The sequence below is a fragment of the Pseudonocardia phyllosphaerae genome (assembly GCF_046546475.1).
GTDB classification, from domain to species: Bacteria; Actinomycetota; Actinomycetes; order Mycobacteriales; family Pseudonocardiaceae; genus Pseudonocardia; species Pseudonocardia phyllosphaerae.
In genome coordinates this window covers 263,382-289,171 of record NZ_JBKGXS010000005.1, presented here as the reverse complement: position 1 = coordinate 289,171, position 25,790 = coordinate 263,382, and the positions used below count along the sequence as shown (strand labels likewise).

18 protein-coding genes are annotated in these 25,790 nt (G+C 73.7%); 7 read left to right on the top strand and 11 right to left on the bottom strand.

The features are described 5' to 3' along the window. Nucleotides 1–22: 22 nt before the first annotated feature. Both ACLE50_RS13375 and ACLE50_RS13370 read right to left on the bottom strand, forming a co-directional pair. Entirely contained in the window at nucleotides 23–1,240 is a 1,218-nt protein-coding gene (locus ACLE50_RS13375) for an acyl-CoA dehydrogenase family protein (protein WP_410943830.1), read from the bottom strand. Between the two features lie 64 nt (nucleotides 1,241–1,304). Further along, a complete protein-coding gene (locus ACLE50_RS13370) occupies nucleotides 1,305–2,309 on the bottom strand; it encodes an ABC transporter substrate-binding protein (RefSeq protein WP_410943829.1) in 1,005 nt (334 codons plus the stop codon). 322 nt (nucleotides 2,310–2,631) lie between these two features. Here ACLE50_RS13370 and ACLE50_RS13365 point away from each other — a divergent pair, with 322 nt between their 5' ends. Continuing rightward, nucleotides 2,632–4,047, top strand: coding sequence for a cation:dicarboxylate symporter family transporter (locus tag ACLE50_RS13365; RefSeq protein ID WP_410943828.1), 1,416 nt, complete (start codon nucleotides 2,632–2,634; stop codon nucleotides 4,045–4,047). Between the two features lie 210 nt (nucleotides 4,048–4,257). Here ACLE50_RS13365 and meaB read toward each other — a convergent pair whose 3' ends face one another. The 3 genes from meaB to ACLE50_RS13350 are packed head-to-tail and all read right to left on the bottom strand — an operon-like array spanning nucleotide 4,258 to nucleotide 9,388. Further along, nucleotides 4,258–5,241: a methylmalonyl Co-A mutase-associated GTPase MeaB gene (gene meaB, locus ACLE50_RS13360; RefSeq protein WP_410943827.1), complete on the bottom strand. Its 984-nt coding sequence runs from the start codon at nucleotides 5,239–5,241 to the stop codon at nucleotides 4,258–4,260. Next, nucleotides 5,241–7,454: a methylmalonyl-CoA mutase gene (gene scpA / locus ACLE50_RS13355; RefSeq protein WP_410943826.1), complete on the bottom strand. Its 2,214-nt coding sequence runs from the start codon at nucleotides 7,452–7,454 to the stop codon at nucleotides 5,241–5,243. Before scpA ends, meaB begins: the two co-directional genes overlap by 1 nt. After that, entirely contained in the window at nucleotides 7,451–9,388 is a 1,938-nt protein-coding gene (locus tag ACLE50_RS13350; protein WP_410943825.1) for a methylmalonyl-CoA mutase family protein, read from the bottom strand. The genes scpA and ACLE50_RS13350 overlap by 4 nt, the downstream gene beginning before the upstream one ends. A 353-nt stretch (nucleotides 9,389–9,741) precedes the next feature. Here ACLE50_RS13350 and cydD point away from each other — a divergent pair, with 353 nt between their 5' ends. The 3 genes from cydD to ACLE50_RS13335 all read left to right on the top strand — a co-directional run bounded on the left by cydD (nucleotide 9,742) and on the right by ACLE50_RS13335 (nucleotide 14,924). Next, complete coding sequence (cydD, locus tag ACLE50_RS13345) at nucleotides 9,742–11,610, top strand: thiol reductant ABC exporter subunit CydD (RefSeq protein ID WP_410943824.1); 1,869 nt, start codon at nucleotides 9,742–9,744, stop codon at nucleotides 11,608–11,610. Beyond that, nucleotides 11,607–13,337, top strand: a complete 1,731-nt coding sequence (cydC, locus tag ACLE50_RS13340; RefSeq protein WP_410943823.1) for a thiol reductant ABC exporter subunit CydC — start codon at nucleotides 11,607–11,609, stop codon at nucleotides 13,335–13,337. The genes cydD and cydC overlap by 4 nt, the downstream gene beginning before the upstream one ends. A 273-nt stretch (nucleotides 13,338–13,610) precedes the next feature. Next, nucleotides 13,611–14,924: a GH39 family glycosyl hydrolase gene (locus ACLE50_RS13335; protein ID WP_410943822.1), complete on the top strand. Its 1,314-nt coding sequence runs from the start codon at nucleotides 13,611–13,613 to the stop codon at nucleotides 14,922–14,924. Nucleotides 14,925–14,999: 75 nt separating this feature from the next. On the opposite strand, the gene fabG is transcribed toward ACLE50_RS13335, so the two are convergent. After that, on the bottom strand, nucleotides 15,000–15,758 hold the full coding sequence (gene fabG, locus ACLE50_RS13330) for a 3-oxoacyl-ACP reductase FabG (RefSeq protein ID WP_410943821.1): 759 nt from the start codon (nucleotides 15,756–15,758) through the stop codon (nucleotides 15,000–15,002). Between the two features lie 230 nt (nucleotides 15,759–15,988). On the opposite strand from fabG, the gene ACLE50_RS13325 reads away from it, so the two are divergent. The 3 genes from ACLE50_RS13325 to ACLE50_RS13315 all read left to right on the top strand — a co-directional run bounded on the left by ACLE50_RS13325 (nucleotide 15,989) and on the right by ACLE50_RS13315 (nucleotide 19,353). Beyond that, nucleotides 15,989–16,738 carry a class I SAM-dependent DNA methyltransferase gene (locus tag ACLE50_RS13325; RefSeq protein ID WP_410943820.1) on the top strand — a complete coding sequence of 250 codons (750 nt, stop codon included), beginning with the start codon at nucleotides 15,989–15,991 and terminating at the stop codon, nucleotides 16,736–16,738. Nucleotides 16,739–16,814: 76 nt separating this feature from the next. Next, nucleotides 16,815–17,576: an SDR family NAD(P)-dependent oxidoreductase gene (locus tag ACLE50_RS13320; RefSeq protein ID WP_410943819.1), complete on the top strand. Its 762-nt coding sequence runs from the start codon at nucleotides 16,815–16,817 to the stop codon at nucleotides 17,574–17,576. An 88-nt stretch (nucleotides 17,577–17,664) separates the two neighbouring features. Beyond that, complete coding sequence (locus ACLE50_RS13315; RefSeq protein WP_410943818.1) at nucleotides 17,665–19,353, top strand: formate--tetrahydrofolate ligase; 1,689 nt, start codon at nucleotides 17,665–17,667, stop codon at nucleotides 19,351–19,353. Between the two features lie 243 nt (nucleotides 19,354–19,596). Here ACLE50_RS13315 and ACLE50_RS13310 read toward each other — a convergent pair whose 3' ends face one another. The 5 genes from ACLE50_RS13310 to ACLE50_RS13290 form a co-directional block, all read right to left on the bottom strand. Further along, on the bottom strand, nucleotides 19,597–20,652 hold the full coding sequence (locus tag ACLE50_RS13310; RefSeq protein ID WP_410943817.1) for an ABC transporter substrate-binding protein: 1,056 nt from the start codon (nucleotides 20,650–20,652) through the stop codon (nucleotides 19,597–19,599). After that, nucleotides 20,649–21,422: an ABC transporter ATP-binding protein gene (locus tag ACLE50_RS13305; protein WP_410943816.1), complete on the bottom strand. Its 774-nt coding sequence runs from the start codon at nucleotides 21,420–21,422 to the stop codon at nucleotides 20,649–20,651. Before ACLE50_RS13305 ends, ACLE50_RS13310 begins: the two co-directional genes overlap by 4 nt. Then, complete coding sequence (locus ACLE50_RS13300; RefSeq protein ID WP_410943815.1) at nucleotides 21,419–22,447, bottom strand: FecCD family ABC transporter permease; 1,029 nt, start codon at nucleotides 22,445–22,447, stop codon at nucleotides 21,419–21,421. The genes ACLE50_RS13305 and ACLE50_RS13300 overlap by 4 nt, the downstream gene beginning before the upstream one ends. Before the next feature lie 12 nt (nucleotides 22,448–22,459). After that, nucleotides 22,460–23,731 carry a cytochrome P450 family protein gene (locus tag ACLE50_RS13295; RefSeq protein ID WP_410943814.1) on the bottom strand — a complete coding sequence of 424 codons (1,272 nt, stop codon included), beginning with the start codon at nucleotides 23,729–23,731 and terminating at the stop codon, nucleotides 22,460–22,462. Between the two features lie 392 nt (nucleotides 23,732–24,123). Beyond that, nucleotides 24,124–25,701 (bottom strand): Na+/H+ antiporter, encoded by a 1,578-nt coding sequence (locus tag ACLE50_RS13290; protein WP_410943897.1) that lies wholly within the window; start codon nucleotides 25,699–25,701, stop codon nucleotides 24,124–24,126. Between the last annotated feature and the right edge of the window lie 89 nt (nucleotides 25,702–25,790).

Sequence of the window (25,790 nt, the reverse complement as noted above, 5' to 3'; positions counted from 1 at the left end):
GGATGGCTGCCCGGCCCGGCGCTCAGCCCAGCGGGCTCCGTGGCAGCAGCCGGTCCGCGATGATCTTCTTCTGGATCTCGCTGGTGCCCTCGAAGATCGTCGTCAGGCGGGCGTCGCGCCAGTGCCGTTCCACCTGGTGCTCGGTGGTGTAGCCGTTGCCGCCGTGCAGCTGGATACCGTCCGCGGTGACCTCGGCGGCCATCTCGGTCGCCATCAGCTTGGCCATCGCGGCCTCGCGGGCGCACGACTCGCCCTGGTCCAGACGGTGCGCGACGTGCTGGTAGAAGCTGCGCGCCTGCTCCACCCGGGCCGCCATCGACGCGAGGGTGAACCGCACCGCCTGGAAGTCACCGATCGGGTGCTCGAACTGGCGGCGCTGCTGCAGGTAACGGATGCAGTCCTCGACCGCCGCCCGCGCCAGCCCGACGGCGCGGGCCGCGGTGTGCACGCGGGCGATGTTCAGCCACGCCTGGGCGTCGGCGAAGCCCTCGCCACCGGAGCCGAGCTGGTTGGCGACCGGGACGCGCAGGCCGTCGAACTCGAGCTCCCAGGTGACGAAGCCGTGGTAGCCGATCTTGTCGATCGGGGTGCCGGTCAGGCCGTCGGGGAAGGTGTCGCGCTCCTTCTCGACGACGACCGTGGCGAGCCCCGCGGAACGCTTCTCCCCCGGTGCCGGGTCGTCGGTGCGGACGAGGACCTGGATGAAGTCGGCGGCCTTCGCGTTGCCGGTCCAGCGCTTACGGCCGGTGAGAACGTAGTCGTCGCCGTCGCGCACCGCCCGCGTCTCGACGGCGGCCAGGTCCGACCCCGCGTCCGGCTCGGACAGCGCGATCGCGCCGATCCACTCACCGCGGGCGCTGCGGCGCAGCAGCTCCGCCCGGCGCTCCGGGTCCGCGACGTTCGTCCCCGCGCCCTGCGCACGGGCGATGATCGACCCGACGCTCATCCACGCCCGGGCCAGCTCCTCGGCCACCATGCAGTACTCGAACGCGCCGAGCCCCAGCCCGCCGTACTCGCGCGGCACGGTGATCCCGAAGAAGCCGAGCTCGCCCATCTCGTCGAGCAGCGCGCGCGGGATCTCGCCCTTCTGCGGGTCGAGCTCGTCGGCCACCGGCAGTACCCGCGACATCGCGAACTCGCGCGCCTGCTTCTGCAGCGCCTCGCGCTCGGGGGTGACGTACGGCGAGGTGAGCACCGGGATCGGCGGCTCCAGAACGTCGTCGTTCGTGGGGTCGGTCATGGTCGGAGTATCGCCGCTCCCGGGGCCCGATGCGGCCCACGAAGGCATGGCAAACCTCACGAACTCACCCGCCGGGGAGGGCCTTCGCCATGTCGTCGAGCACCCGGCGGGCTGCGACCGGACCGGCGTTGAGGTACCAGACGTCGTCGTCGACGGCGACGGCGTGCTTGTCGCGGACCGCCCGCAGCGACGGGCCGAGCCCGGTGCGCAGCAGCTCCGGCAGCGGCGCGCCGGGCTTCGCCTTCTGCTCGCCGTAGAACAGGTACTGCGCGTCGGCCTGCGCGAGCTCCTCGGGGCCGATGTCGCGGGAGGTCTTCGCGAACTGCTGGCTCGGCGGGCGCGGCAGGCCGGCGTCGGCGGCGATGGACCCGACGAACGAGGGCACCCCGAAGATCCGGACGCGGTCGGGCTGGATGCGCAGCAGCGACACCGTCACCGGGCCGGCGCGCCGGCCCAGGTCCTGGGCGCGGCGCACCTCGTCGTCGATCAGGCCCTGGGCCGCACCGGACCGCCCGAGTGCGGCGCCGAGCAGCAGCAGGTCCTGCTTCCAGTTCACCCCGGTGCCCTCGGTGAGCACGGTCGGGGCGATCGCCGAGAGCTGCGGGTAGAGCTTCTCCGACGACGCCTTGTTGGCCAGGATCAGGTCCGGCTTCGCCGCGGCGATCGACTCGGGCTGCGGGGCGGTGCGGCTGCCGACGTCGGTGAGCGCGCCCAGCTCGGCGGCACGCTGCGGGAACGCGGCGGGGAGGTAGGCGGGCACCAGCTGGGCGCCGGACGCCCGGGCCGTACCGACCGGCATGACATCCAGCGCGAGCAGCCCGTCGAGCTGTCCGGTCGCGACGGCCACGATCCGGCGCGGGGCGGCCGGGATCGTCGTCGTGCCGCCGAAGTGGGTGACGGTGCGCGGGAAGACGCCGTCGGCGTCACGGCTCCCCATCCCCTCGGGCAGCGACGACGGCGCGGTGACCGGGCCTGCCGCGGCCGGTTCCGGGGACGGAGCCGGGGCGGAGCCGCACCCGGCGAGCAACAGGAGGGCCGCGAGCGGCGCGGCGATGTAGGAGAGCCTCACCTACACATCATGCCAGTGCCGGTCCGGCACACGGGGCACACGCCCCTGCTCGGCCGAACGGGTACGACCCGACATCACAGCCGGCCCTGCCGCACTGTGCACCACCTCCCGGCAGGCCCTGCACCGCACCGGATCACGGACCTCGCGGTGATCGCCCGGTCGGCCCCGGCGCCCCCGTGCGCCCGACGATCCCCGGCTCTGCGCCGGTTGACGTGTGCCCGATACCCCGCTTCACTGCTCTCGTCTCGTGAAATTATTCCTCCGCATCGTGAAATCCAGCGGAGATCACCGTATTCACCGCCGGACGGCCAAGGAGGGCCCCGTGCAGGAGACCGCCAGACAACGACGTCGGCCCTGGTACTCGTCACTGTTCGTACTCGTCCTGATCGGCATCGGGCTCGGGATCCTCACCGGGCTGCTGTTCCCGGGCGTGGCCGCGCTGCTCGGCCCGATCGGCGAGGGCTTCATCAAGCTGATCAAGATGCTGGTGTCGCCGCTGATCTTCCTGGTGGTCGTCACCGGCATCGCCAAGGTCGGCGACATGCGGTCGCTGGGCACGATCGGGATCAAGGCACTGGCCTGGTTCACCGCGGCCACGTCGGTGGCGCTGCTGCTCGGCATGGTCGTCGGCAACCTGGTGCAGCCCGGAGCCGGGATGGGGATCAACCCCGCGACCCTCGACACCTCCGCGCTCGACGAGAAGACCGCGGGCGGGCACCTGCCGAGCGGGACCGAGTTCGTCATGGACATCATCCCGACGAGCGTGGTCGGTGCCTTCGCCGAGAACGAGCTGCTGCAGGTCCTGCTGTTCGCCGTGCTCTTCGGGGTCGCGCTGGCGGCGATCGGCCGCGAGCGGGCACCGATGGTCTTCGACTTCACCGACCAGGCCCTGTCGATCATCTTCAAGATCGTCGGCTACGTCATGTACCTGGCGCCGCTCGGCGCGTTCGGCGCCATGGCGCACACCGTCGCCGTCTACGGGGCGAGCTCGCTGACGTCGTTCGGGATGCTGCTGCTCGCCGCCTACGGCGCCGCGGTCGTGTTCATCGCGCTGCTCGCCGTGGCGGTGCGGCTGATCGCAGGCGTGAGCATGATCAAGTTCCTCCGCTACGCCCGCGAGGAGTTCATGCTGGCGCTCGGCACCGGCTCGTCGGAGGCGGTGATGCCACGCATCATCCGGAAGCTGGACGACGCCGGGTGCGACCGTGCCGTCGTCGGGCTCGTCGTGCCGACCGGGTACTCGTTCAACCTCGACGGCGCCGCGCTCTACCTCTCACTGGCGATGATGTTCCTGGCCCAGGCCGTGGGCGTCGACCTCGACCTCGGGACCCAGCTCGCGATCGTCGGCATCCTGATGCTCAGCTCGAAGGGCATGGCCGGGGTGCCCGGCTCGGCGTTCGTCGCGCTGTCGGCGACCGCCGCCGCCGTCGGCGCGTTCCCGGTCGCCGCGGTCGCCCTGCTGCTGGGCGCGGACCGGCTGATGGACTCGATGCGGGTGTTCACCAACCTGCTCGGCAACTGCATGGCGACGTTCGTCGTCGCGCACTGGGAGGGACGCCTGGACCGCGAGCGGATGGCCGCGGTCCTGGACCGGCGCATCGTCCCGGACGCCGCCACCCTCCCGGAGGCGTCGACCGGGGAGCAGCGGCTCGGCACCGCCGCCGGGGCCACGACCGGTGGAGCCTCCGGGACGCCGATCGAGGTCACCCGGCACTGGCAGGCCGCCGAGCGCAGCTGAGTGTCACAGGTGGGGCGGCGGCACGGGGGCCGTCGCCCCACCGACCTGATCCGCGACCGCGGAGCGGCGACGACCACCCGCACCAGCTCGCCCCCGGGTCACACGCTCACCGATTCACGGAGACGCGCACCGGATCCGGCGCGCGTTCGCCGCTCGGGTGAGCGTCTGCGGCCGGTTTCCGGCACCGCTCCCCGGCACTACGGCACGGCGTCAGCCCAGGACGTCGAGAATCGTCTGCGCCGCGAGCGTCGGGGTGAGGCCACCGCTGCGGACGTCGGCGGTCAGCTCCGGCAGCTTCCCGGCCAGCTGCGGGTCGCGGACGACCCGGTCCATCAGCCGGTCGCGGACCATCTGCCACATCCACTCGACCTGCTGGTCGGCTCGTCGCGACGCCAGCTCGCCGGCCTTCTCCAACGCGGCCCGGTGCTCGGTCACCTTGTCCCACACCTTGTCCAGGCCCATCCCGGTGTGCGCGGAACAGGACAGGACCGGAGTGGTCCAGTGCTCGGAGGTCGGCGCCATCATGTGCAGCGCACCGGCCAGCTCGCGGGCGGCGGCGCGGGCGTCCTGCTCGTAGGGCCCGTCGGCCTTGTTGACCGCGACGACGTCGGCCAGCTCCAGGATGCCCTTCTTGATCCCCTGCAGCGAGTCACCGGTGCGGGCGATCGTGAGGAACAGGAACGTGTCGACCATCCCGGCGACGGTGATCTCGGACTGCCCGACGCCGACGGTCTCGACCAGCACGACGTCGTAGCCTGCGGCCTCCATCACGACCATCGTCTCCCGGGTGCGCCGGGCGACGCCGCCGAGCGTGCCCGCCGTCGGCGACGGCCGGACGAACGCGTCGGCGTCGTTGGCGAGCTTCGGCATCCGGGTCTTGTCGCCGAGGATCGAGCCGCGCGTCCGGGTCGACGACGGGTCCACGGCCAGCACCGCGACCCGGTGCCCGTTCCCGGTGAGCGTGGACCCCATCGCCTCGATGAACGACGACTTCCCCACCCCGGGCACCCCGGAGATCCCGACGCGCACCGCCGCCCCCGACTTCGGGGTCAGCTCCAGCAGCAGGTCCTGGGCCGCGCGCTGGTGGTCCGGCCGGGTCGACTCGACCAGCGTGATCGCGCGGGCCAGCAGCGTGCGGTCGCCGGCGAGCACGCCACGGGCGAGCTCCCCGGCGTCCGGGACACGGGGCGCCATCAGTCGGCGTACACGCTTCCGGCCTCGGCGGCGCCGCTGCCGGGATCGTGGCCGAGCGCGGCGGCGAGCTTGCCGAGCAGGTCGACCGCCGCCTCGGCGATGACGGTGCCGGGCGGGAACACCGCGGCCGCCCCCATCTCCAGCAGCTCCGGCACGTCGGCGGGCGGGATGACGCCGCCGACGACGACCATGATGTCCTCGCGGCCCGCCTTCGCCAGCTCGGCGCGCAGCTCGGGCACCAGCGTCAGGTGCCCGGCGGCCAGCGAGCTCGCCCCGACGACGTGCACGTCGGACTCGACGGCCTGGCGCGCGACCTCCTCGGGGGTCTGGAACAGCGGCCCGACGTCGACGTCGAAGCCGATGTCGGCGAACGCCGTCGCGATGACCTTCTGGCCGCGGTCGTGGCCGTCCTGGCCCATCTTCGCGACCAGGATGCGGGGCTGGCGGCCCTCGTTCTCGGCGAACTCGCTCACCAGCTCGCGGGCACGTTCGATCGCCGGGCTCTTGCCGGCCTCGTCGGAGTACACACCGGAGATGATGCGGATCTGACCGGCGTGGCGCCCGAAGACCTTCTCCAGCGCGTCGGAGATCTCCCCGACGGTGGCCATGTTCCGGGCGGCGTCGACGGCCAGGTGGAGCAGGTTCTCGTCGTCCGAACGGCTCGTGCCCTCGGCGATCTTCTCCGCCGCGTGGGTGAGCGCCCGCAGCGAGCCGTCGACGGCGCGGTCGTCGCGCTCGGCCCGCAGCCGTGCCAGCTTGTCCAGCTGCTCGCGGCGGACGTTGGCGTTGTCGACCTTGAGGACCTCGATCTGCTCGTCGGCCTCGACGGCGTACTTGTTGATCCCGAACACCGGCTGGCGCCCGGAGTCGATCCGGGCCTGGGTCCGCGCCGCGGCCTCCTCGACGCGCATCTTCGGGATGCCGGCGTCGATCGCCTGCGCCATGCCGCCTGCGGCCTCGACCTCCTCGATGTGCGCCCACGCGCGGCGGGCGAGGTCGTAGGTGAGCCGCTCCACGTAGTACGAGCCGCCCCACGGGTCGACGACGTTCGTGGTGCCCGACTCCTGCTGCAGCAGCAGCTGGGTGTTGCGCGCGATCCGCGCGGAGAAGTCCGTCGGCAGCGCGAGCGCCTCGTCGAGGGCGTTGGTGTGCAGCGACTGGGTGTGGCCCTGGGTCGCGGCCATCGCCTCGATACAGGTGCGGATGACGTTGTTGTAGACGTCCTGCGCGGTCAGCGACCATCCGGAGGTCTGCGAGTGCGTGCGCAGGCTCATCGACTTGGCGTTCTTCGGGTCGAACCGGTGCACGAGCTTGGACCAGAGCAGGCGCGCGGCCCGCATCTTGGCGACCTCCATGAAGAAGTTCATGCCGATCGCCCAGAAGAAGCTCAGCCGCGGCGCGAACTTGTCGACGTCCAGCCCCGCGTCGACACCGGCCCGCAGGTACTCCACACCGTCGGCGAGGGTGTAGGCCAGCTCCAGGTCGTTGGTCGCCCCCGCCTCCTGGATGTGGTACCCGGAGATGGAGATCGAGTTGAACTTCGGCATCTTCCGGCTGGTGAAGCTGAAGATGTCGGAGATGATCTGCATCGACGGCTGCGGCGGGTAGATGTAGGTGTTGCGGACCATGAACTCCTTCAGAATGTCGTTCTGAATGGTTCCGGTCAGCTTCTCCGGGCTCACCCCCTGCTCCTCGGCCGCGACGATGTAGAGCGCGAGGACGGGCAGCACGGCGCCGTTCATCGTCATCGACACCGACATCTTGTCCAGCGGGATGCCGTCGAAGAGCTGGCGCATGTCCAGGATGGAGTCGATCGCGACCCCGGCCATGCCGACGTCGCCTGCGACGCGCGGGTGGTCGGAGTCGTAGCCGCGGTGGGTGGCCAGGTCGAACGCGATCGACAGGCCCTTCTGCCCCGCGGCCAGGTTGCGCCGGTAGAACGCGTTGGACTCCGCGGCGGTGGAGAACCCGGCGTACTGCCGGACCGTCCACGGCTGGTTGGTGTACATCGTCGCGTACGGCCCGCGCAGGTACGGCGTGATGCCCGGATAGGTACGCAGGAAGTCCAGGCCGTCGAGGTCGGCGGGGGTGTAGAGCGGCTTGACGCCGACACCCTCCGGGGCCTCCCAGGTCGGCGCGTCGCCGGTCCACTCCCGGCGCGGCGTGGTGTCCGAGCCCAGCGGGATGCCGGTGAAGTCGGGGATGGCACTCACTTCGGGCCCTCCAGCGTGGTGACGACGTCGTCGATGACGGCCAGGGCGTCGCAGCCGGCGAACAGGTACCCGTCGACCCCGGGCACCTCCTCCTTCGGCTTCCCTGCCAGCAGGATCCGGGTCGCGCCTGCCTCGCGCAGCGCGGAAGCGGTCTCGGCCGCCCGTTCGCCGTAGAGCGTGTCGGACGAACAGAGCACCGCGACCGGGGTACCGGCCGCACGGAACTTCTCGACGACCTCCGCGGCGGCCTCGGTCGGCCCCGCCTGCTGTGCTGTTCCGGTCGGCCCCGCCTCCGTTGCCTCGACGCCGCCGGCGCCGAGCAGGTTCCGGGCGAAGCCGACCCGCGCGGTGTACGCGGCGAGCGGGCCGAGCGTGGCGAGGAACGCCGTCGGCCGCGACCCGGTCTCCGCCAGCATCGCGTCGGAGCGGTCCCGGTAGGCCTCGTAGGCCTCCGCGGGGCGGTACAGCGGCAGCCCGCCGCGTTCGACGGGTTCGGGCAGCGGGGTGCGCTCGACCGGCTTCTCGTGCAGGTCGGGGAACTCCGAGACCCCGGTGAGCGGGGCCTTGCGGCGCGCCACGTCGGACTCGCGCTTCGCCCGGACCTCGGCGACCTTCCCGTCGAGGAACCCGGACTCGAGCGCGGCGAGCGCGCCGCCCGCGGCCTCGATCTCCTGGAAGAACGCCCACGCGACCTGCGCGAGGTCGTCGGTGAGGTGCTCGACGTAGTAGGAGCCCCCGGCCGGGTCGATCACCCGGGCCAGGTGCGACTCCTCGATCAGCAGGCCCTGGGTGTTGCGCGCGATCCGCCGGGAGAACGGCAGCGACTGGCCCAGCGCCGCGTCGAACGGCGGGACGGTGACCGCGTCGGCCCCGCCGACGCCCGCGGCGAACCCGGCGACGGTGCCGCGCAGCATGTTCACCCACGGGTCGCGACGGGTGAACAGGGCCTCGGACACGACCGCGTGCTGGTACTGCGGCACGTCGGTGACCCCGGAGGCCTCCAGCACCCGCGCCCACAGCCGGCGGGCGGCGCGCAGCGAGGCGATCGTCGGGAACTGCTCGGGGGTGGCGGTGAAGCGGAACTCCAGCAGCCGGGCAGCCGTCGCGACGTCGAGACCGTTCTCGGTGAGGGTGCGCAGGTAGGCGACACCGGCGGCGAGCGACCAGCCGAGCTCCTGACCGGCGGAGCCACCGGCCTCGCGGACCACGGAGGCGTCGACGGTGATCGCCCGGACCAGCGGGAACGTCTCGGCGACCCGGCGGGCGACCGGCAGCACGGTGCCGAGGTCGGGGCCGTTCCCGGCGCGGGCGCGCAGCCCGATCGGGTCCACGCCCAGCGAGCCGCGGAACTCCGCGTCCTCGACGCCGAAGTGCTCGGCCAGGTCCAGGTAGGCCTGTGCGGCGTCGACGGCGTCGATCCCGGCGTCGAGCGCGACCGGGGCGAGGTCGAGGTAGACGCCGTCGAGGGTGGTGGCGAGCTCGGAGATCGGCACCCCGCCCTCGCCGACGCGCAGCCAGACCGAGTTCACGCCGCACTCGAGGTCGGCGAGCAGCGCTTCGCGCACCGCCTTCGGGTCGGTGCCGGCATGGCGCTGGCGGACGTCCCAGCCCTCGGGGACGTGACCGTCGGTGAGCGGGCCGCGGGTGTAGGGCCAGGCGCCGGGGACGCCGGTGTCCGGCAGGCCCTCGACGTCCTCGGCGGCGTAGAGCGGGGCGACGCGGATGCCGTCGGCGTCGGTGCGGGTCAGGGTGTCGACGCCGGCCGTGGGGGCCGCGTCCTCGCCGATCTTCCCGGACTTGCGCACCACACCGTTCACGGCCTCGAGCCACTGCTCGCGGGTCACCGGGGCGAACCCGCCTGCCAGCTCCAGGTGCTCCGGCTCCGCCGGTCCGTCCGGACCGGGGGCGGCCGCGTCGCGGTCAGTGCCCGTCATCTGATTCTCCTCAACGGCCCGGGGCCTCGTCGCCTCGCGGGGCGACGCACGCGGCGCCGCCGAAGTTGCCGGGAGTCTAGGAGCCCCGCCGCGCCACCGGCAGCTGCTGTGGCGTGACGCGCACGGTCTGTGAGATAGCCGACGCGTCGGCACCCGCTGACACGTCGCGACTCCCTCTCCGGGAGTATTCCCGGCGGGAGAGGTGACGAGGCGGACGCCGGGCGCCGGCCCTCCGCGTGTTCTACCTGCGGTAGAAATGAAGGTGGACACGACAGGGCCGGGAGGCGGACGACATGGGCGCGCAGGACGGGCGGGAGTGGCCCTCGCGCGACGAGGACCGCATGATGGAGCCCGTGACCTCGCCCACAACCGGCGGTGGCGGACCGCCGGCGGCCGGTGGGCCGCCGGTCGACCCGCGCCTGATGAAGGTCGCGAGCGCGGTCCGCACCCACCTCGTCGTCGCCGCGGGCTGCGGGGTCCTGGCCACGATCCTGATCCTCGCCCAGGCCTGGCTGGTGTCCCGGGCGATCGCCGGCGCGACGCCGTCGTTCGACCTGGCCAACAAGCAGACCGGTCCCGGTTCCGGGCTCGACGTGCTGCTGCCGCTGGTGCTCGCCGTGGCCGGGATCGCCGTCGCCCGCGCCCTGCTCTCCTACTTCGCCGAGGCCGCCGCGCTGCGCAGCGCCGCCCGCGCCAAGTCCCAGCTGCGGATGCGGCTGGTCCGTGCGGTCGCCGCCGCACCTGCCGACCCGTCGCGCTCCACCGGTGAGACCGTCACGCTCGCCACCCGCGGCCTCGACGCCCTCGACGACTACTTCGCCCGCTACCTGCCCCAGCTCGTGCTGGCCGTGCTGGTCCCGATCGCCGTGCTGGTCGTCGTCGCCGACGCCGACTGGATCTCCGCGATCGTCATCGCCGTCACCATCCCGCTGATCCCGCTGTTCATGGCGCTGGTCGGGATGCACACCCGCGCGCGGGTGGACCGGCAGTGGCGGCTGCTGTCCCGGCTCGGCGGGCACTTCCTCGACGTCGTGCAGGGCCTGCCGACGCTGGCGCTGTTCCGCCGCGCGCAGGTCGTCGCCGGGAAGGTCCGCGAGACCACCGACGAACACCGCCGCGCCACCATGACCACGCTGCGGGTGGCGTTCATGTCGGCGTTCGTGCTGGAACTGCTCGCGACGATCGCCGTCGCGCTCGTCGCCGTCGAGGTCGGGATCCGGCTGCTCTACGGCGACCTCGACTACGCCACCGCGTTGTTCGTGCTGGTACTGGCCCCGGAGGCGTACCTGCCGCTGCGCGAGGTCGGCGCCCGGTTCCACGCCAGCATGGAGGGCGTCGCCGCCGCCCGCCAGGTGTTCGACGAGCTGGACCGGCCCGTCGCCGGGGCCTCCGGCGGCTCCGCGCCGGTGCCACCCGCGGCGAGTGCCGGGCGCGGCCTGGGCATCGAGGACCTGCGGGTGCGCTACCCCGGCGCAGGCGCCGACGCGCTGGCCGGGGTCACCCTGGGCGTGCGGCCCGGCGAGTCGGTGCTGCTGCGCGGCCCCTCCGGAGCCGGCAAGTCCACGCTGCTCGGGGTGCTGCTCGGCTTCGTCGCCCCCACCGGCGGACGGGTGCTGGTGGAGTCCCCGGACGCCGCTCCCGCCGACCTGGCCGGGCTGGACCTCGACGCGTGGCGGCGCACCGTGGCCTGGGTGCCGCAGCGCCCGCACCTGTTCGCCGGGACCGTCGCCGACAACGTCCGGCTCGGCGAGCCGGACGCCTCGGACGCCGCACTGGCCGACGCCGCCCGCCGCTCCGGGCTCGACGCCGTCGTCGCGCGGCTGCCCGAGGGCTGGGACACCGTGCTCGGCGAGGGCGGCGCCCGGCTGTCCTCGGGCGAGCGGCAGCGGGTGGCGCTCGCCCGCGCGTTCCTGCGTGACGCCCCGCTGGTCCTGCTCGACGAGCCGACCGCGCACCTGGACCCGGACTCCGCCCGCGCCGTGCGGGCCGCCGCGGCCGAGCTGCTGCGCGGGCGCACCGCGCTGGTCGTCGCGCACGACGCCGGCTGGGCCGAGCACGTGCACCGCATCGTCGAGGTGACCGGCGGGACCGCCGCCGAGGCAGCCGGTTCCACCGGCACCGGCACCGGCACCAGCTCAAGCACCGGCGCCGGCACCGGGGCCCTGCCCTGCGGCTGCGACCCGGCCACCGCCCGGCACACGCACGCCGAGGTGACCTCGTGAGCGCCCTCGCGATCCGCGTGACCCCGTCCGGCGGGGAGCGCGTGCCGACCGGCCCGTGGAACCTGGCGCGCCTCGTGCTGGGACCCCGGTGGCGCGGCGTCGCCGGGGGCGCGCTGCTCGGCGCCGCGGCGACCGCCTGCGGGGCCGGGCTGCTGAGCCTGGCCGCGTGGCTGCTCGCCTCGGCCGCGCAGCACCCGCCGATGATGATCCTGTCGGTGGCCGTGGTGCTCACCCGCGCACTCGGCGTCGGGCGCGGGGTGGCGCGCTACCTCGAACGCCTCGTCGGGCACGACGCCGCACTTCGCGCGCTGGCCGACATGCGCGACCGCGTCTACGCCCGCCTCGCCGCCACCGAGCCGATCCGCAGGTTCCGCTCCGGGGACCTGGTGACCCGGCTGGTCAGCGACACCGACTCGGTGCAGGACCTGGTCGTCCGCGGGGTGATCCCGGTGGTCGCCGCGGCGCTGACCGGCGCCGGTGCGGTGCTGCTCGGGCTGATCCTGCTGGTCCCGGGCGGGCTGCTGCTCGCGGCCGGGCTGGTGCTGTCCGGGATCGTCGTCCCGGCGGTGGCGACGGCGCTGTCCCGCGGGCCCGCCGCCCGCGCCGCCGCGGCCCGTGCCCGGCTCTCCACCGGTCTGGTCGACGTCGTCGACGGCGCCCCGGACCTGGTCGCCTACGGCGCGATGGACCGCGCCGTGGACCGCGTCGCCGACGCCGACGCCGAGCTCACCCGCTCCGCGCAGCGCGACTCGGTGCTGCTCGGGTTCGGTGCCGGGGCCGCCGCGCTCGTCGCCGGTCTCACACTGGCCGGGACGCTGCTGCTCGGCGTCGCCGCGGTCGCGGACGGGACCATGCAGGCCGTCCCGATGGCGGTGCTCGTGCTGACCGCGCTGGCCGCGTTCGAGATCACCAACCCGCTCCCGGCGGCCGCGGCGAAGCTGTCCGGGGTCCGCTCCGGGCTGACCCGGCTGGTGCCGGTGCTCGCCGCCGAGCCGTCGGTGGCGCCCCGCGAGCCGGGCGCGGCCCCGCTCCCCCGCCGCGGCGCGCTCGCCGTGCGGGACCTGGTCGCCGGCTACCCCGGCACCCCGGTGCTCGACGGCGTGACCCTCGACGTCGGCGAGGGCGAGCACGTCGCGCTGGTCGGTGCCAGCGGCTCGGGCAAGTCGACGCTGGCCCAGGTGCTGTTCCGGTTCCTCGACCCCGCCTCCGGCTCGGTCACCCTGGGCGGACAGGAGATCCTCACCCGCCCGCCGGACGAGGTACGCGCGGTGATCTCCGGCGTGCCCGCCGACCCGCACGTCTTCGACTCCACGGTCCGGGAGAACCTGCGCCTGGCCGCCCCGGACGCCACCGACGCCGACCTCACCGCGGTGCTCACCCGCGTCGGCCTGACCCTGCCCCTCGACGCCGAGGTGGGCGCGCACGGCGCCCGGCTGTCCGGGGGCATGCGGGGCAGGCTCGCACTGGCCCGCGCGCTGCTCACCGACCCCGCGCTGCTGGTGCTCGACGAGCCGACCGCGCACCTGGACCCCGACACCCGCGACGCCGTCCTCGACGACCTGCTGGCGGCGGCGGCCGGCCGGGCGGTGCTGCTCATCACGCACGACCCGGAGGTCCTGGACCGGGTCGACGCGGTGTACACCCTGCGTGACGGACACCTCACGCGCGGTACCGGGGCTGGGCACGGTCACGCCGAACCGGCCGCCTACGCTGCGCCGAACACCTGAGGGCCGAACACCTGAGGGCCGCGGCGTACCGCGGCGCACGACGGTCCTCCGTCCTCTCAGGTGGATCACAGCAGCCCGCTGCCACCCTGGCTCCGGGCTCGCCGCGGGCGGCCCGTCCGTGTCAGGAAACCGTGCAAGAGAACGAGGTCCCACCCCGTGCGAGCGTCACGCCGTCACCGCCCGACGACGTCAGCGTCCGAGCCGCCCTCCTCCGGTGACCCGGCCCGGCGGGGACCGGTCCGGCGCACATCCGCCCTCGCCGTCGTCCTGGCGGTGCTCGCGGTGCTGGTGGCGTCCTGCACGTCCGGGTCCGGATCGGACGAGCCGTCCTCGGAGGTGGAGGCCGCGGCGCGCGCGCTGAACCTCGACCAGGGCTGGACGTGGAGCAAGCAGCCCGAGCCGATGGAGCTCGGCGTCACCCACACCCAGCAGAGCCTGGACGACACCGAGAACGCCGAGGCCCGCGCCCGCGGCACCCAGGTGCTGTCGAGCCTGGGGCAGGAGTACCAGAACCAGCACATCATGGGCTTCGGGGCGCTGAACCCCGAGCCGTCGCCCGGTCAGTACGACTGGAGCTCGCTGGACCGCCGGATGGACCTGACCAAGGAGACCGGCGGCAAGGCGATGCTGACGCTGTGCTGCGCCCCGGACTGGATGAAGGGCGGCCCGCCCGGCGGCACCCGCTGGGACAAGCTCGAGGACAACGTCAAGCCGCCGTTCTACAAGGACTTCGCGAAGCTGACCGCCGAGGCGGTCAAGCGCTACCCGCAGGTCGACCGGGTCGCGGTGTGGAACGAGCTCAAGGGCTTCTACCACGAGGACCAGAACCGCTGGGACTACGAGGGCTACACCGCCATGTACAACGAGGTCTACAAGGCGGTGAAGGCGGTCCGGCCGGACGTGCAGGTCGGCGGCCCCTACGTCGTCATGAGCTCGGTGGCACCGGACTCAAGCGACGCCTCCGACGTCCGCGGCCCGTGGGGCGCACTGGACAAGCGCCCGCTCGACGTCCTGGACTACTGGCTCAAGCACAACGTCGGCGCCGACTTCATCGCCGTCGACGGTTCCACCACCAACCGCGGCCAGCAGGACGCGATCTCTCCGGTCGACGTCGGCGCGCAGAAGTTCGCCACGATCGACGACTGGATCAGCAGGCGCACCGAGCTGCCGATCTGGTGGCTGGAGTTCTACGCCAACGTCCCGGCCGACGCCAAGGCAGGCTACGACGCCCCGGCCAGCGCGGTCAGCACCCTGGCCGTGCTGCAGTCGATGGCGCGCTCCGGCACCTCGGGTGCGCTGCTGTGGGGTCCCGAGGGCAGCGACGACCTCAAGTACTCGTCGCTGTGGAGCCCGGCCACCGACGCCGACGGCGGGCAGCCGACCCCGCTCACCGAGGCCTGGAAGTGGCTGGTGCCGCGGCTGCGTTCCGGGGACGTGGAGCTGGGCCGGATGCAGGGCAGCACGCTCGGCGCGTTCCGCGACGCCGACGGCGCGGCGCTGATCGTCAACTTCAGCGGCGACCCGGTCCCGGTGCCCGGACACGACGACATCCCCGGCTGGGCGGTCGTCCCGATCCCGGAGAAGTGACCGGAGAAGTGACCCCCGGTAGCAGCCGGGCAGCGGTGGCCGGCCCCCGAATCGGGGCCGGCCACCGCGGGGGCCTCAGGCCTTCGGGCCGCCGGCCACGTAGATGACCTGGCCGGACACGAACGACGAGCGCTCGTCGACGAAGAACGACACGGCGTTGGCGATGTCCTCGACGGCGCCGGGGCGCTGCACCGGGATCTCCTTGGCCCGTGCGGCCTTGAACTCCTCCCAGTCCACGCCGACCCGCTCGGCGGTCGCCCGGGTCATCTCCGAGGCGATGAAGCCGGGCGCGATGCAGTTCGCGGTGATCCCGAACTTGCCCAGCTCGATCGCGAGGGTCTTGGTGAAGCCCTGCAGGCCGGCCTTGGCGGTGGAGTAGTTCGCCTGACCGCGGTTGCCCAGCGCCGAGGTCGAGGACAGGTTCACCACGCGGCCCCAGCCGGCGTCGACCATCGACTTCTGCACGGCGCGGGTCATCAGGAACGAGCCCTTGAGGTGCACGCCCATCACGGCGTCCCAGTCGCCTTCGGTCATCTTGAACAGCAGGTTGTCCTTGGTGATGCCTGCGTTGTTCACCAGGATCGTCGGGGCGCCCAGCTTCTCGGTGACCGCGGCGACGGCGGTCTCGACGGCGTCGGGGTCGGACACGTCCGCGCCGAACGCGGCGGCGGTGCCCCCGGCGGCCTCGATCGCCTCGACGGTCGCCTTGGCCGCCGACTCCTCCAGGTCCAGCACGGCGACCTTGTGGCCGTCGGCCGCGAGCCGGATCGCCGTCGCGGCACCGATGCCGCGGGCCGCCCCGGTGACGATCGCGGTCCTCTGCTGCTGGGTCATGTCTCTCCTCGACTCACGTCTCGCTGTCCCGCACGTCGGCGGGCGGTCCGTCCGGGAGAACCCGGTGCGACGCCGTCGGGGCGCGGGGAGCGGCTCGGCGACGTCGCCGGTCCCGATCGTTTCACTCCCGCGGACCCGCTGCGGGACCGGCGGTGCGGCGTTCGTCACCCCGGACGGGTGATCGTGTGCATTAACGTCGACACGTCCGTTCCCGACCAGGAAGGTTTTTCATGGCCGCCGAGCGTTCTGCCTTCCGGCTCGCCCTGCCGGAGCCCACCGCGTCCTACGAGCAGGACGCCGAGTACTGCGTCGTCGACACCGGCTCCGGCTGGGTCGAGCACCGCTTCCACGACTACGACCGGCTCTACACGATCCCCGGTCTCTACGAGAAACTCTTCTACGAGATCCTGCAGTGCCAGTCCCCGCCGGTGGTCTGCGACCTGCTCGCCGCGCAGCTGCGGGCCCAGGACGTCGACCCGTCGAGCCTGCGGGTACTCGACGTCGGCGCAGGCAACGGCATCGTCGCCGAGGAGCTCAAGGCCCGCGGCGTCGGCAAGGTCGTCGGTGTCGACATCATCCCGGAGGCCCGCGAGGCCGCGGAGCGCGATCGCCCGGGCACCTACGCCGACTACCACGTCGTCGACCTCACCGCGCTGGGCACCGACCGGGCCGCGGCCATCGCCTCCGGTGGGTTCGACGCACTGACCTGCGTCGCCGCGCTCGGGTTCGGCGACATCCCGCCCGAGGCGTTCCGTGCCGCGTTCGACATGGTCGCCGACGACGGCTTCGTCGCCTTCACCCTGCGCGACGACTTCCTCACCGAGGGCGACACCTCCGGCTTCGCCGGGCTGATCTCGTCGCTGCTGGACTCCGGGGAGCTGGAGGAGCTCGACTCGACCGTCTACCGGCACCGGCTCGCGACCAGCCGCGACCCGCTGCTCTACCGCGCCGTCGTCGCCCGCAAGCGGCGCCGGGCCTGACCACCGGGACCCGTGCCCCGGTGAGTTCCATGATCATCGCGGGCACGGGCCCGCCACGGTGGGTTAGGGTCCGCCCGTGAGCGTGCTGGAGCGTTTCCGACTGGACGGCAGGGTCGCCGTGGTCACCGGTGCCTCGTCCGGGCTCGGTGTGGCGTTCGCCAAGGGCCTGGCCGAGGCCGGGGCCGACCTCGTGCTCGGCGCCCGGCGGGCCGACAAGCTCGCCGAGACCGTGGCGATGGTCGAGGGCATCGGGCGGCGCGCGGTCGCCGTCGCCACCGACGTCGCGAAACCCGAGGACTGCCGCGCACTCGCCCAGGCCGCCGTCGACGAGTTCGGCCGGCTCGACGTGCTGGTCAACAACGCCGGCGTCGGCACCGCGGTGCCCGCGCTCAAGGAGACCCCCGAGCAGTTCACCTCGGTCGTCGACGTCAACCTCAACGGCTGCTACTGGATGGCCCAGGCGTGCGCGGCGCACATGGAGCCCGGGTCGAGCATCGTGAACATCTCCAGCGTCCTGGGCATCACCACCGGTGGCCTGCCGCAGGCCGCGTACTCGGCGTCGAAGGCGGGCCTGATCGGGCTGACCCGCGACCTGGCCCAGCAGTGGGCCACCCGGCGCGGCATCCGGGTGAACGCGCTGGCACCCGGGTTCTTCGCCTCGGAGATGACCGAGCAGTACAAGCCCGGCTACCTCGAGGCGATACAGCAGCGGATCCCGATGGGCCGCACCGGCGACCCCGAGGAGCTCGCCGCCGCCGCGGTGTTCCTCGCCTCCGACGCCGGCGCCTACCTGACCGGGCAGACCGTCCCGGTCGACGGCGGCATCACGATCACCTGACGACTCCCCCACCCGAGGGCACCGCCGGAGCCCGCACCCGAACTAGGGTCGAGCGCGGCACCTGCCCCCGACCTCTCCAGGAGCGCCCGTGGACGACCTGCAGATCGCGAAATCGGTCTCGCTGCGAGCACCGGCCGACGTGGCCGCCGACATGGGTGTGGCCCCCGACCTGCTGGAACCCTACGGCCGCGACGTCGCGAAGATCCGTCTCGACGCCGTCGAGGCACTCGCCGACCGCCCGCGCGGCAAGTACGTCATCGTCTCCGCGGTCACCCCGACCCCGCTCGGCGAGGGCAAGACCACCACGACCGTCGGGCTGGGGCAGGCCCTGGTCCGCACCGGCCGCAGCGCCACCGTCGCGCTGCGGCAGCCCTCGCTCGGCCCGACGTTCGGGATCAAGGGCGGCGCGGCGGGCGGCGGCTGGTCGCAGGTCGTGCCGATGGAGAAGCTCAACCTGCACCTGACCGGCGACTTCCACGCCGTCACCGCGGCGCACAACATGCTCGCCGCGATCGTCGACAACCACGTCTACCAGGGCAACGAGGCCGGGCTCGCCCCGCACGGCATCGCCTGGAACCGGGTCATCGACATCAACGAGCGGGCGCTGCGCCATGTCGTCACCGGCATGGGCGGGCGGCTCGACGGGATCCCGCGCGAGTCGTCGTTCGACATCACCTCGGCCAGCGAGGTCATGGCGATCCTCGCGCTGGCCACCGACCTGCGGGACCTGCGCGACCGGCTGGGCCGGATCGTCGTCGGCTACACCGGGGAGGGCAAGCCGGTCACCGCCGAGGACGTCCAGGGCGCCGGGTCGATGGCGGTGCTGCTGCGCGACGCGATGGCCCCCAACCTGCTGCAGACCCTGGAGGGCACGCCCGCGCTGGTGCACGCCGGCCCGTTCGGCAACATCGCGCACGGTAACTCCTCGGTCGTCGCGGACCTCATCGGCATCCGCTCCGGCGACTACCTGATCACCGAGGCCGGGTTCGGCGCCGACATGGGCGCCGAGCGGTTCTTCAACATCAAGTGCCGGACGTCGGGGCTCACCCCGGACGCCGCCGTGATCGTCGCGACCGTGCGGGCGCTCAAGGCGCACTCCGGACGCCACAAGATCGTCGCCGGGCGGCCGCTGCCCGAGGAGATGCTCGCCGAGAACCCCGACGACGTGCACGCCGGCGGCGCCAACCTGCGCAAGCAGATCGAGAACATGCGCATCCACGGCGTCTCGCCGGTCGTCGCGATCAACGCCTTCCCCACCGACCACCCGTCCGAGCACCGGGCGATCGCCGAGATCGCCGAGTCGATGGGCGCCCGCTGGGCGGTGTGCACGCACTTCGCCGACGGTGGCGCCGGCGCGACCGAGCTGGCCGACGCCGTCGCCGAGGCCGCCGCGGAACCGAGCGAGTTCGCCCTGCTCTACCCGGACGACGCCTCGCTGGCCGAGAAGATCGAAACCGTCGCGACGAAGATCTACGGCGCCGACGGCGTCGACTACACCCCCGCGGCGCGCCGCCAGCTGGACTCGCACGAGGCCAACGGGTTCGGGTCGCTGCCGGTGTGCATCGCCAAGACGCACCTGTCGCTGTCCTCGGACCCGGCGCTCAAGGGCGCCCCGACCGGCTGGCGGCTGCCCGTGCGCGAGGTCCGCGCGTCGGTGGGCGCCGGGTTCGTCTACCCGATCTGCGGGGACATGCGCACGATGCCGGGGCTGGGGGCCAACCCGGCCGCGTACAAGATCGACATCGACGACGAGGGCGACATCGTCGGGCTGTTCTGAGGTCGCGGATGTGCCGGGGCCACGGCGTTCCCGGGCCGCACGCACCCCGGGGGCGCGCATGTCCCGGGACCACGGCACGGCCGCCGGCACCCCACCTCCCCGAAATACCTCACCTGCTGAGACGTCGCCCGGCGACGTCTCAGCAGGTCGTCTCAGCCAGTGAGGTGTCTCCGGGGCGCGACCACCGAGCGCCCCGGAGACCGGCCTCCGCGCAGCCCGGGGATGCTCGGCCCGGCGGGATGCTCAGCCCTGCGGGACGTCGTCCGTGCGCGGGGTGATCCCGGAGCCGGGCACCAGCTTCCAGCCCTCGAGGGCCTTCCGGACCTGCTCGGCGGCGTCGATGTTGAGCGGGCCCGAGGTCCACATGGCGTAGGGCAGGTTGAGGAACCGGTTCGCCTTCACCGCGGGCAGGTCCCGGGTGTCCGGGCGGCTGCGCAGCAGCGCGACCTTCTGCGCGAACGTCTGCGGCGGGTAGTCGACGAACACGATCGCCTCCGGCTGGGCGCGGGTCACCCGCTCCCAGGACACCTTGGTCCAGGTGTCGTCGACGTCGGAGAGCACGTTGCCAGCGCTCGCCGCGGACAGCACCGCCTGCGGACCGCCGAAGCGCCCGGAGGAGTACGGGGTGTCGGTGCCGGAGTCGAACAGGAACACCGGCGGTGGTGTCGGGGCCTGCGGGGCGGCGCGCAGCGCGGCGAGCCGGGCGTCGATGTCGGCGACGACGCGGTCGGCGTCGGCGGTGCGGCCGGTGATCGTGCCGAGGTTGCGCAGGTCGGTGCGCAGCGCCTCCCACGGGTCGACGGTGCCGCGGCCCTTCCCGTCGGGGTGCCTGCAGCTCTCGGTGAGGACGTAGGGCGCGATGCCCTCGCCGCGCAGCCGCTCCGGGGTCACGCCGGTGGCCTCCTTGTAGCCGTAGCTCCAGCCGGCGACCATCACGTCCGGGTCGTTGGCGAGCACGGTCTCCAGCGCGGGCGCCGCCGGCGCGACCTGGTTGAGCGCGTCGACGGCCGGGGCCCCGTAGTGCCGGCGCAGGACGTCGGCGTCGCGCTGCAGGCTCGACACCGCAGCGACCTGCTGCTGGGCGCCGATCGCGAGCACCATCGAGATCATGTTGCCGTCGTTGACGAACATCCGCCGCGCCGGCGACGGGAACGGCGTGTCCTGCCCGCAGTCGCGGACGGTCACGGTCGCGCCCTCCGGCGCCGCCGCCGGATCCGGCGGTCCCCCGCAGGCGGTCAGGGCGGTGACGACGGTGGCGCCGGTGAGCAGGAGCGCAGCGGTGCTGGTCAGGCGGTTCACGGGGTCCCTTCCGGGGGTGCGGGGTCGAGCAGCAGGCGGGTCTCGCCGGTGACCGGGTGCCGGACGCGTGTGGCGGAGACGCCGAAGACGTCACGGACGGTGTCCGGGTCGAGGTCGGTGACGGCGGGGCGGGCCCGGCCGTCGTCGAGGACGACGAGGCGGTCGCAGTGCCGCACGGCCAGGTCCAGGTCGTGCAGCGCGACGACGACGGTGCGCCCGGTGCCGGCGACCAGGCGCAGCAGCGCCATGGCGTGCCGGACGTCGAGGTGGTTGGTGGGCTCGTCGAGCAGCAGCAGGCCGGCGTCCTGGGCGAGGCCGCGGGCGAGCAGTACCCGGCGCCGCTCGCCGCCGGAGAGGTGCTCGACGGGGCGGTCGTCGTAGCCGGTCAGGTCCACGGCGGCGAGCGCGCCGGCGACGGCGGCGTGCTCGTCGGCGTCTCCCCCGGCCCACGGCGGGCGGTGCGGGAGCCTGCCGAGCGCGACGGTCTCGGCGACGGTGAGGTCGGCGGGCGGGTCCTCCTCCTGCCCGACGAACGCGATCCGCCGGGCCCGGGCGCGGGCGGGGAACTCCGCGAGCGGGTGGCCGTCGAGCAGGACCCGGCCGCTCGCCACCGGGCGGATCCCGGCCAGCGCGCGCAGCAGCGTGGACTTGCCGCTGCCGTTCGGCCCGACCAGGCCGAGCACCTCCCCCTCGGCGACGGCGAGGTCGACGTCGGTGAGCACGGTCCGGCGGCCGTTCACGCAGGTCACACACTCGGCGACGAGGCTCACGTCGTGCCTCCGTAGCGGTAGCGGCGGCGGCCCATGAGCAGCAGGAACACCGGTGCTCCGACCAGGCCGGTGAGCACCGACAGCGGCATCTCGACGGGCCGGACCGCGACCCGGCAGACCGCGTCGACCAGCACGAGGAACAGCGCCCCGGCCAGCGCGGTGACCGGCAGTAGTACGCGGTGCCGGGAGCCGACGACCATCCGGGCCAGGTGCGGCACGATCAGCCCGACGAACCCGACCGCACCGGCGACGGCGACGAGCGCCCCGACCGTGCACGCGCACAGCACGAACAGCGCGATCCGGGCCTCGCGGACCGGGACGCCAAGCCCGGCGGCGGTGTCCGGTCCGGCGGCCAGCGCGTCGAGCCAGCCGCTGAACGCCAGGAGCAGCCCGACGACCAGGGCGACGGTCACCAGCGGCACCGGCAGGACGCTCCATTGGGCGCCGGCGAGGCTGCCGAGCAGCCAGAACAGCACCGACTGGGCCGCGGCCGGGTCGCCGGCGCGGAACACCAGCCAGGAGGCGAGCGCGGAGAACGCCGAGCCGAGGACGGTGCCGGTGAGGATGAGCCGGATCGGGGTGAGCCCGCCCTGCGCGACGGCGATCGCCCCGACCAGCACGCCCGCGCCGAGTGCACCGAGGAACGCTCCGCTGAACAGCGCCCAGGTCCCGGCCGCGGCGAGCGCACCGGTGGTGATCACCGCGGTGGCGCCGACCGAGGCGCCGTAGGAGACACCGAGCAGGTAGGGCTCGGCGAGCGGGTTGCGGACCAGGGTCTGCACCGCGGCGCCCGCAACGGCGAGCCCCGCCCCGACCAGCATCGCGAGCAGCGTCCGCGGCAGGCGCAGCTCCCAGACGATCGTCGCGATCGGCCCGTGCCGGCGCCCGGTGAGCGCATCGACGACCGAGGCCACCGGCAGAGCCTCGGCCCCGGCGGCGAGCGAGCCGATGGCGGCGAGCACCAGCAGCACCGTCAGGACGACGGCGACGACGACCGGTCGCCGGGATCGCTGCCGCTGGAACACCTGCACATCTGATCACACGACCGTGGTGGGGCCGAGGGCCACGGGCAGTGACGTGAGCCTGGGGCCCTGGATGCCACCGGGGTCGGCGAGGGTCAGCACACAGGGGTCGGCGGCGAGCCGAGCCCGCGGGAAGTCCTCGCGGAGCACGGTGAGCAGCACGCGCAGCTCCAGGGTCGCGAGGTGGGCGCCGACGCAGAAGTGCGGGCCGTGCCCGAACGCGAGATCGGAGCTCGTGCCGTTCCGGGCTCCGGCTCCCTGCATCCCGGCTCCGTGGACACCGGCTCCGTGGATACCGGATCCCTGCATCCCGGCCCCGTGGATACCGGCCCCGTGGATACCGGCGATGTCGACAAGGACGGGGGCGCCGGCGGGGATCGTCGTGCCCGCCAGCTCGACGGCTGCGGTGGTGTAGCGCCACAACGTGAACGGGGCCGGTGGGTGGTCGTGCAGGACGTCCCGGACGAGGTCGTCGGGATCCGTGGGGGCGGCGGCAGTGCCGTCGGGGGCGAGACCGCCGAGTGTGGGGGCGCCGGGCGCGAGAGCCCGGACGAGCAGTGCACCGAGCGCGGACTCGGTGGTGAGCTGCCCGGCGAAGACCAGGCCGAAGAGCAGGTAGGCGAGCTGGTCGTCGTCGAGCGGGGTGCCGGCGTCGGCGGCGTTGTCCCGCAACGAGTCCGCGAAGCTCCCCGGCTCCCGGGCCGCCGCGGCGCACACACCCAGCAGCGCACCGAACGCCGCCCCGCGCACGCCCGGGTCGGCATCGAGCATGCCGCGGCAGGCGGTGACACTCGCGTTGAGCCGGTCCCGCGGAACACCGACGACGTCCAGCACGACCGTCAGCGGGTACCGGACGAGGAACTCGGCGGCGAGGTCCCGGACCCCGTCGCCCTCCGCGGCGGCCGCCTCGGCGTGCAGCAGCTCCCTGGCCGTCGCGGTGACCCGGTCGGTGTGGGCGGCGACGGCACGGTGGCTCAGCAACGGAGCGTGGGCGTGGCGGAGAGCCCGGTGGACGGGCCCGTCGGTCGTGGTCAGGGACAGCCGCTCCGACGCCGGCGGCTCCCCACCGACCTCCGGCGCCGGACGGTCCGGAGCCAGCAGCGCCGGGTCCTTCCCGAACCGCGGATCGGTGAGCACGGTGCGTGCGAGGTCGTCGTCGGTGACGACCCACGCGGTGCCGCCGGCCGGCGCCGGGATCTCGGCGACCGGGCCGGCGACGTGCAGCCCGGCACGGCCGGGTGCGGGGGCGGTCAGCGGGCGGACACCGGGAGCGAAGGGATCGGTCATATGACCGTTGTTCCCGCCGTCGCGGACAACCCCGGTCCTGGATGCAGGGTTTCGATGCCGGTGATCACGGGCCGGCTCGCGCCGGCCGGAGCAGGGTGCCCGTTCGGGGATGCCTCAGGTACTGAGACGTTCGGCCGGATGCCGTCCGGAGTGGCATCCGGCGGGATGTCGTCCCGCCGGATGTCGTCCCGCGGGATGCCTCAGCAGGTGAGGTATCTCTGGGACAGGGGGTACGCCTCGCGCCAGGTCTGATCCGGTGTCTCTGATCCGGTGTCAGCACCCCGGTCCTGCAGCCATCCGGCCCCGGCCTGACAGCAGCCCGGCCCTGCAGCCACCCGGACCCAGGCTGGCGGCACCCGGGCCCGGCGGCACCCGGGCCCGGCGGCACCGGCTCAGTCGAGCAGCACCGAGCGCAGGTCGAGGCGCCGCAGCACGCGGTCGGCGGCGTGCGGGTCGACCCCGGGCTCCCGGCGCGCGGAGAGCACCTCGGCGCGGGCCGCGGACAGCGCGGATGCCTGGGCGTCGTTCACCTTGCGGCGGGCGGCGCGCAGGGTCGCGAACCGCTGCCGGTCCTCGTCGGTCTGCGTGTCACCGGACAGCACCGACTCGAGCCGTTCGAGGCGCTCGCGCATGCCGGCGGCGACGTCGTCGGGCAGGCCCTGGACGCGTCGTTCGAACTCCATGGTCGCCAGCGCTGCGCGCTGCGCCCGGACGACGATCTCGCGCTCGGCGAGGCGCTCGGCGTCTGCCTCGTCGTCGATGTGCAGGGCGTGGACCAGCATCGGGAGCGTGAAGCCGGGCACGAGCAGCGTCACGAACAGCACCGACACCGCGATCAGGACGATCTCGGTGCGGGCCGGGAATGGCTCGCCGGTGTGCGTGGTGACCGGGATCGACAGGGCCAGCGCCAGCGTCGCGAGCCCGCGCATCCCGCACCAGGTCAGCAGCACGACCTCGCGCCCGGAGCGGGGTGCGGTCGACTCGTCGGACGAGCGGCCGAGTGCGAACCACGCCGCGCCCATCCAGAGCGCCCGCACCACCACGACCACGACGCACACCAGCGCCGCGTGCCCGAGCATCCGGGGCAGGTCGTCCCCGGCGGCCAGCACGACCTGCCGCAGGTCCAGCCCGATGAGGCCGAACGCCACACCGGTGACCATCAGCTCGACCACGTTCCACAGGCCCGACTGGGTGAGCCGCTCGGCGGCCTCGTCGGCGTCGGCGTGTGCACGCAGCTGCAGCGCCAGCACGACGACGGCGATGACGCCGGACGCGCCCACCTCGTCGGCGGCCAGGTAGGTCGCGAACGGCAGGACCAGGGTCAGCGCGCTGCGGCCGGTGGCGTCGGTGAGCCGTCCCAGCACGGTGCGCGCGAGCCAGGCGACACCGAGCCCGATCACGACCGCGCCGATCGCGCCGAGCACGAACCGCAGCGCGAGCGCACCGGCGCTGAGCTCCCCACCGGACGTCGCGGCGAGCACGGCGGCCTGGAACACGACCAGCGCCGTCGCGTCGTTGAACAGGCCCTCGCTCTGCAGCACCGCCAGCAGCCGTCGCGGGATCGAGACCTGGCCGGCGACGGCCTCGACCGCCACCGGGTCGGGCGGGGCCACCATCGCACCGAGCGCGATCGCCGCGGTCAGCACGATGCCGGGCACCAGCAGCCACGCCAGCCCGGCGACCGCGGCCGCCGTGACCAGCACGAGCGCGACGGCCAGCCGGACGATCACCGTCCAGCGGGCCCGGAACACCGCCCACGAGGTCCGCTGCGCCGTCGCGAAGAGCAACGGGGGCAGGAACAACGGCAGGATCAGGTCCGGTTCGACCGTGAACCCGTCGGGCAGCCCGGGGATCAGGGCCGCGATCGCACCAAGGACGACCATCAGCGCGGGCCAGGGCAGCCGCAGTCGCTCGCCGATCCCGACCAGCACCACCGCCGCGAGCATCAGTCCCACGACCACCAGCAGCATCTCCACGGCAGTACACCTTGCCCGATCCGGTCCCGGCGCGGTCGTCCCCCGTGTCGCGCCACGCCGTGCCACGATGCCCGCGACGACCG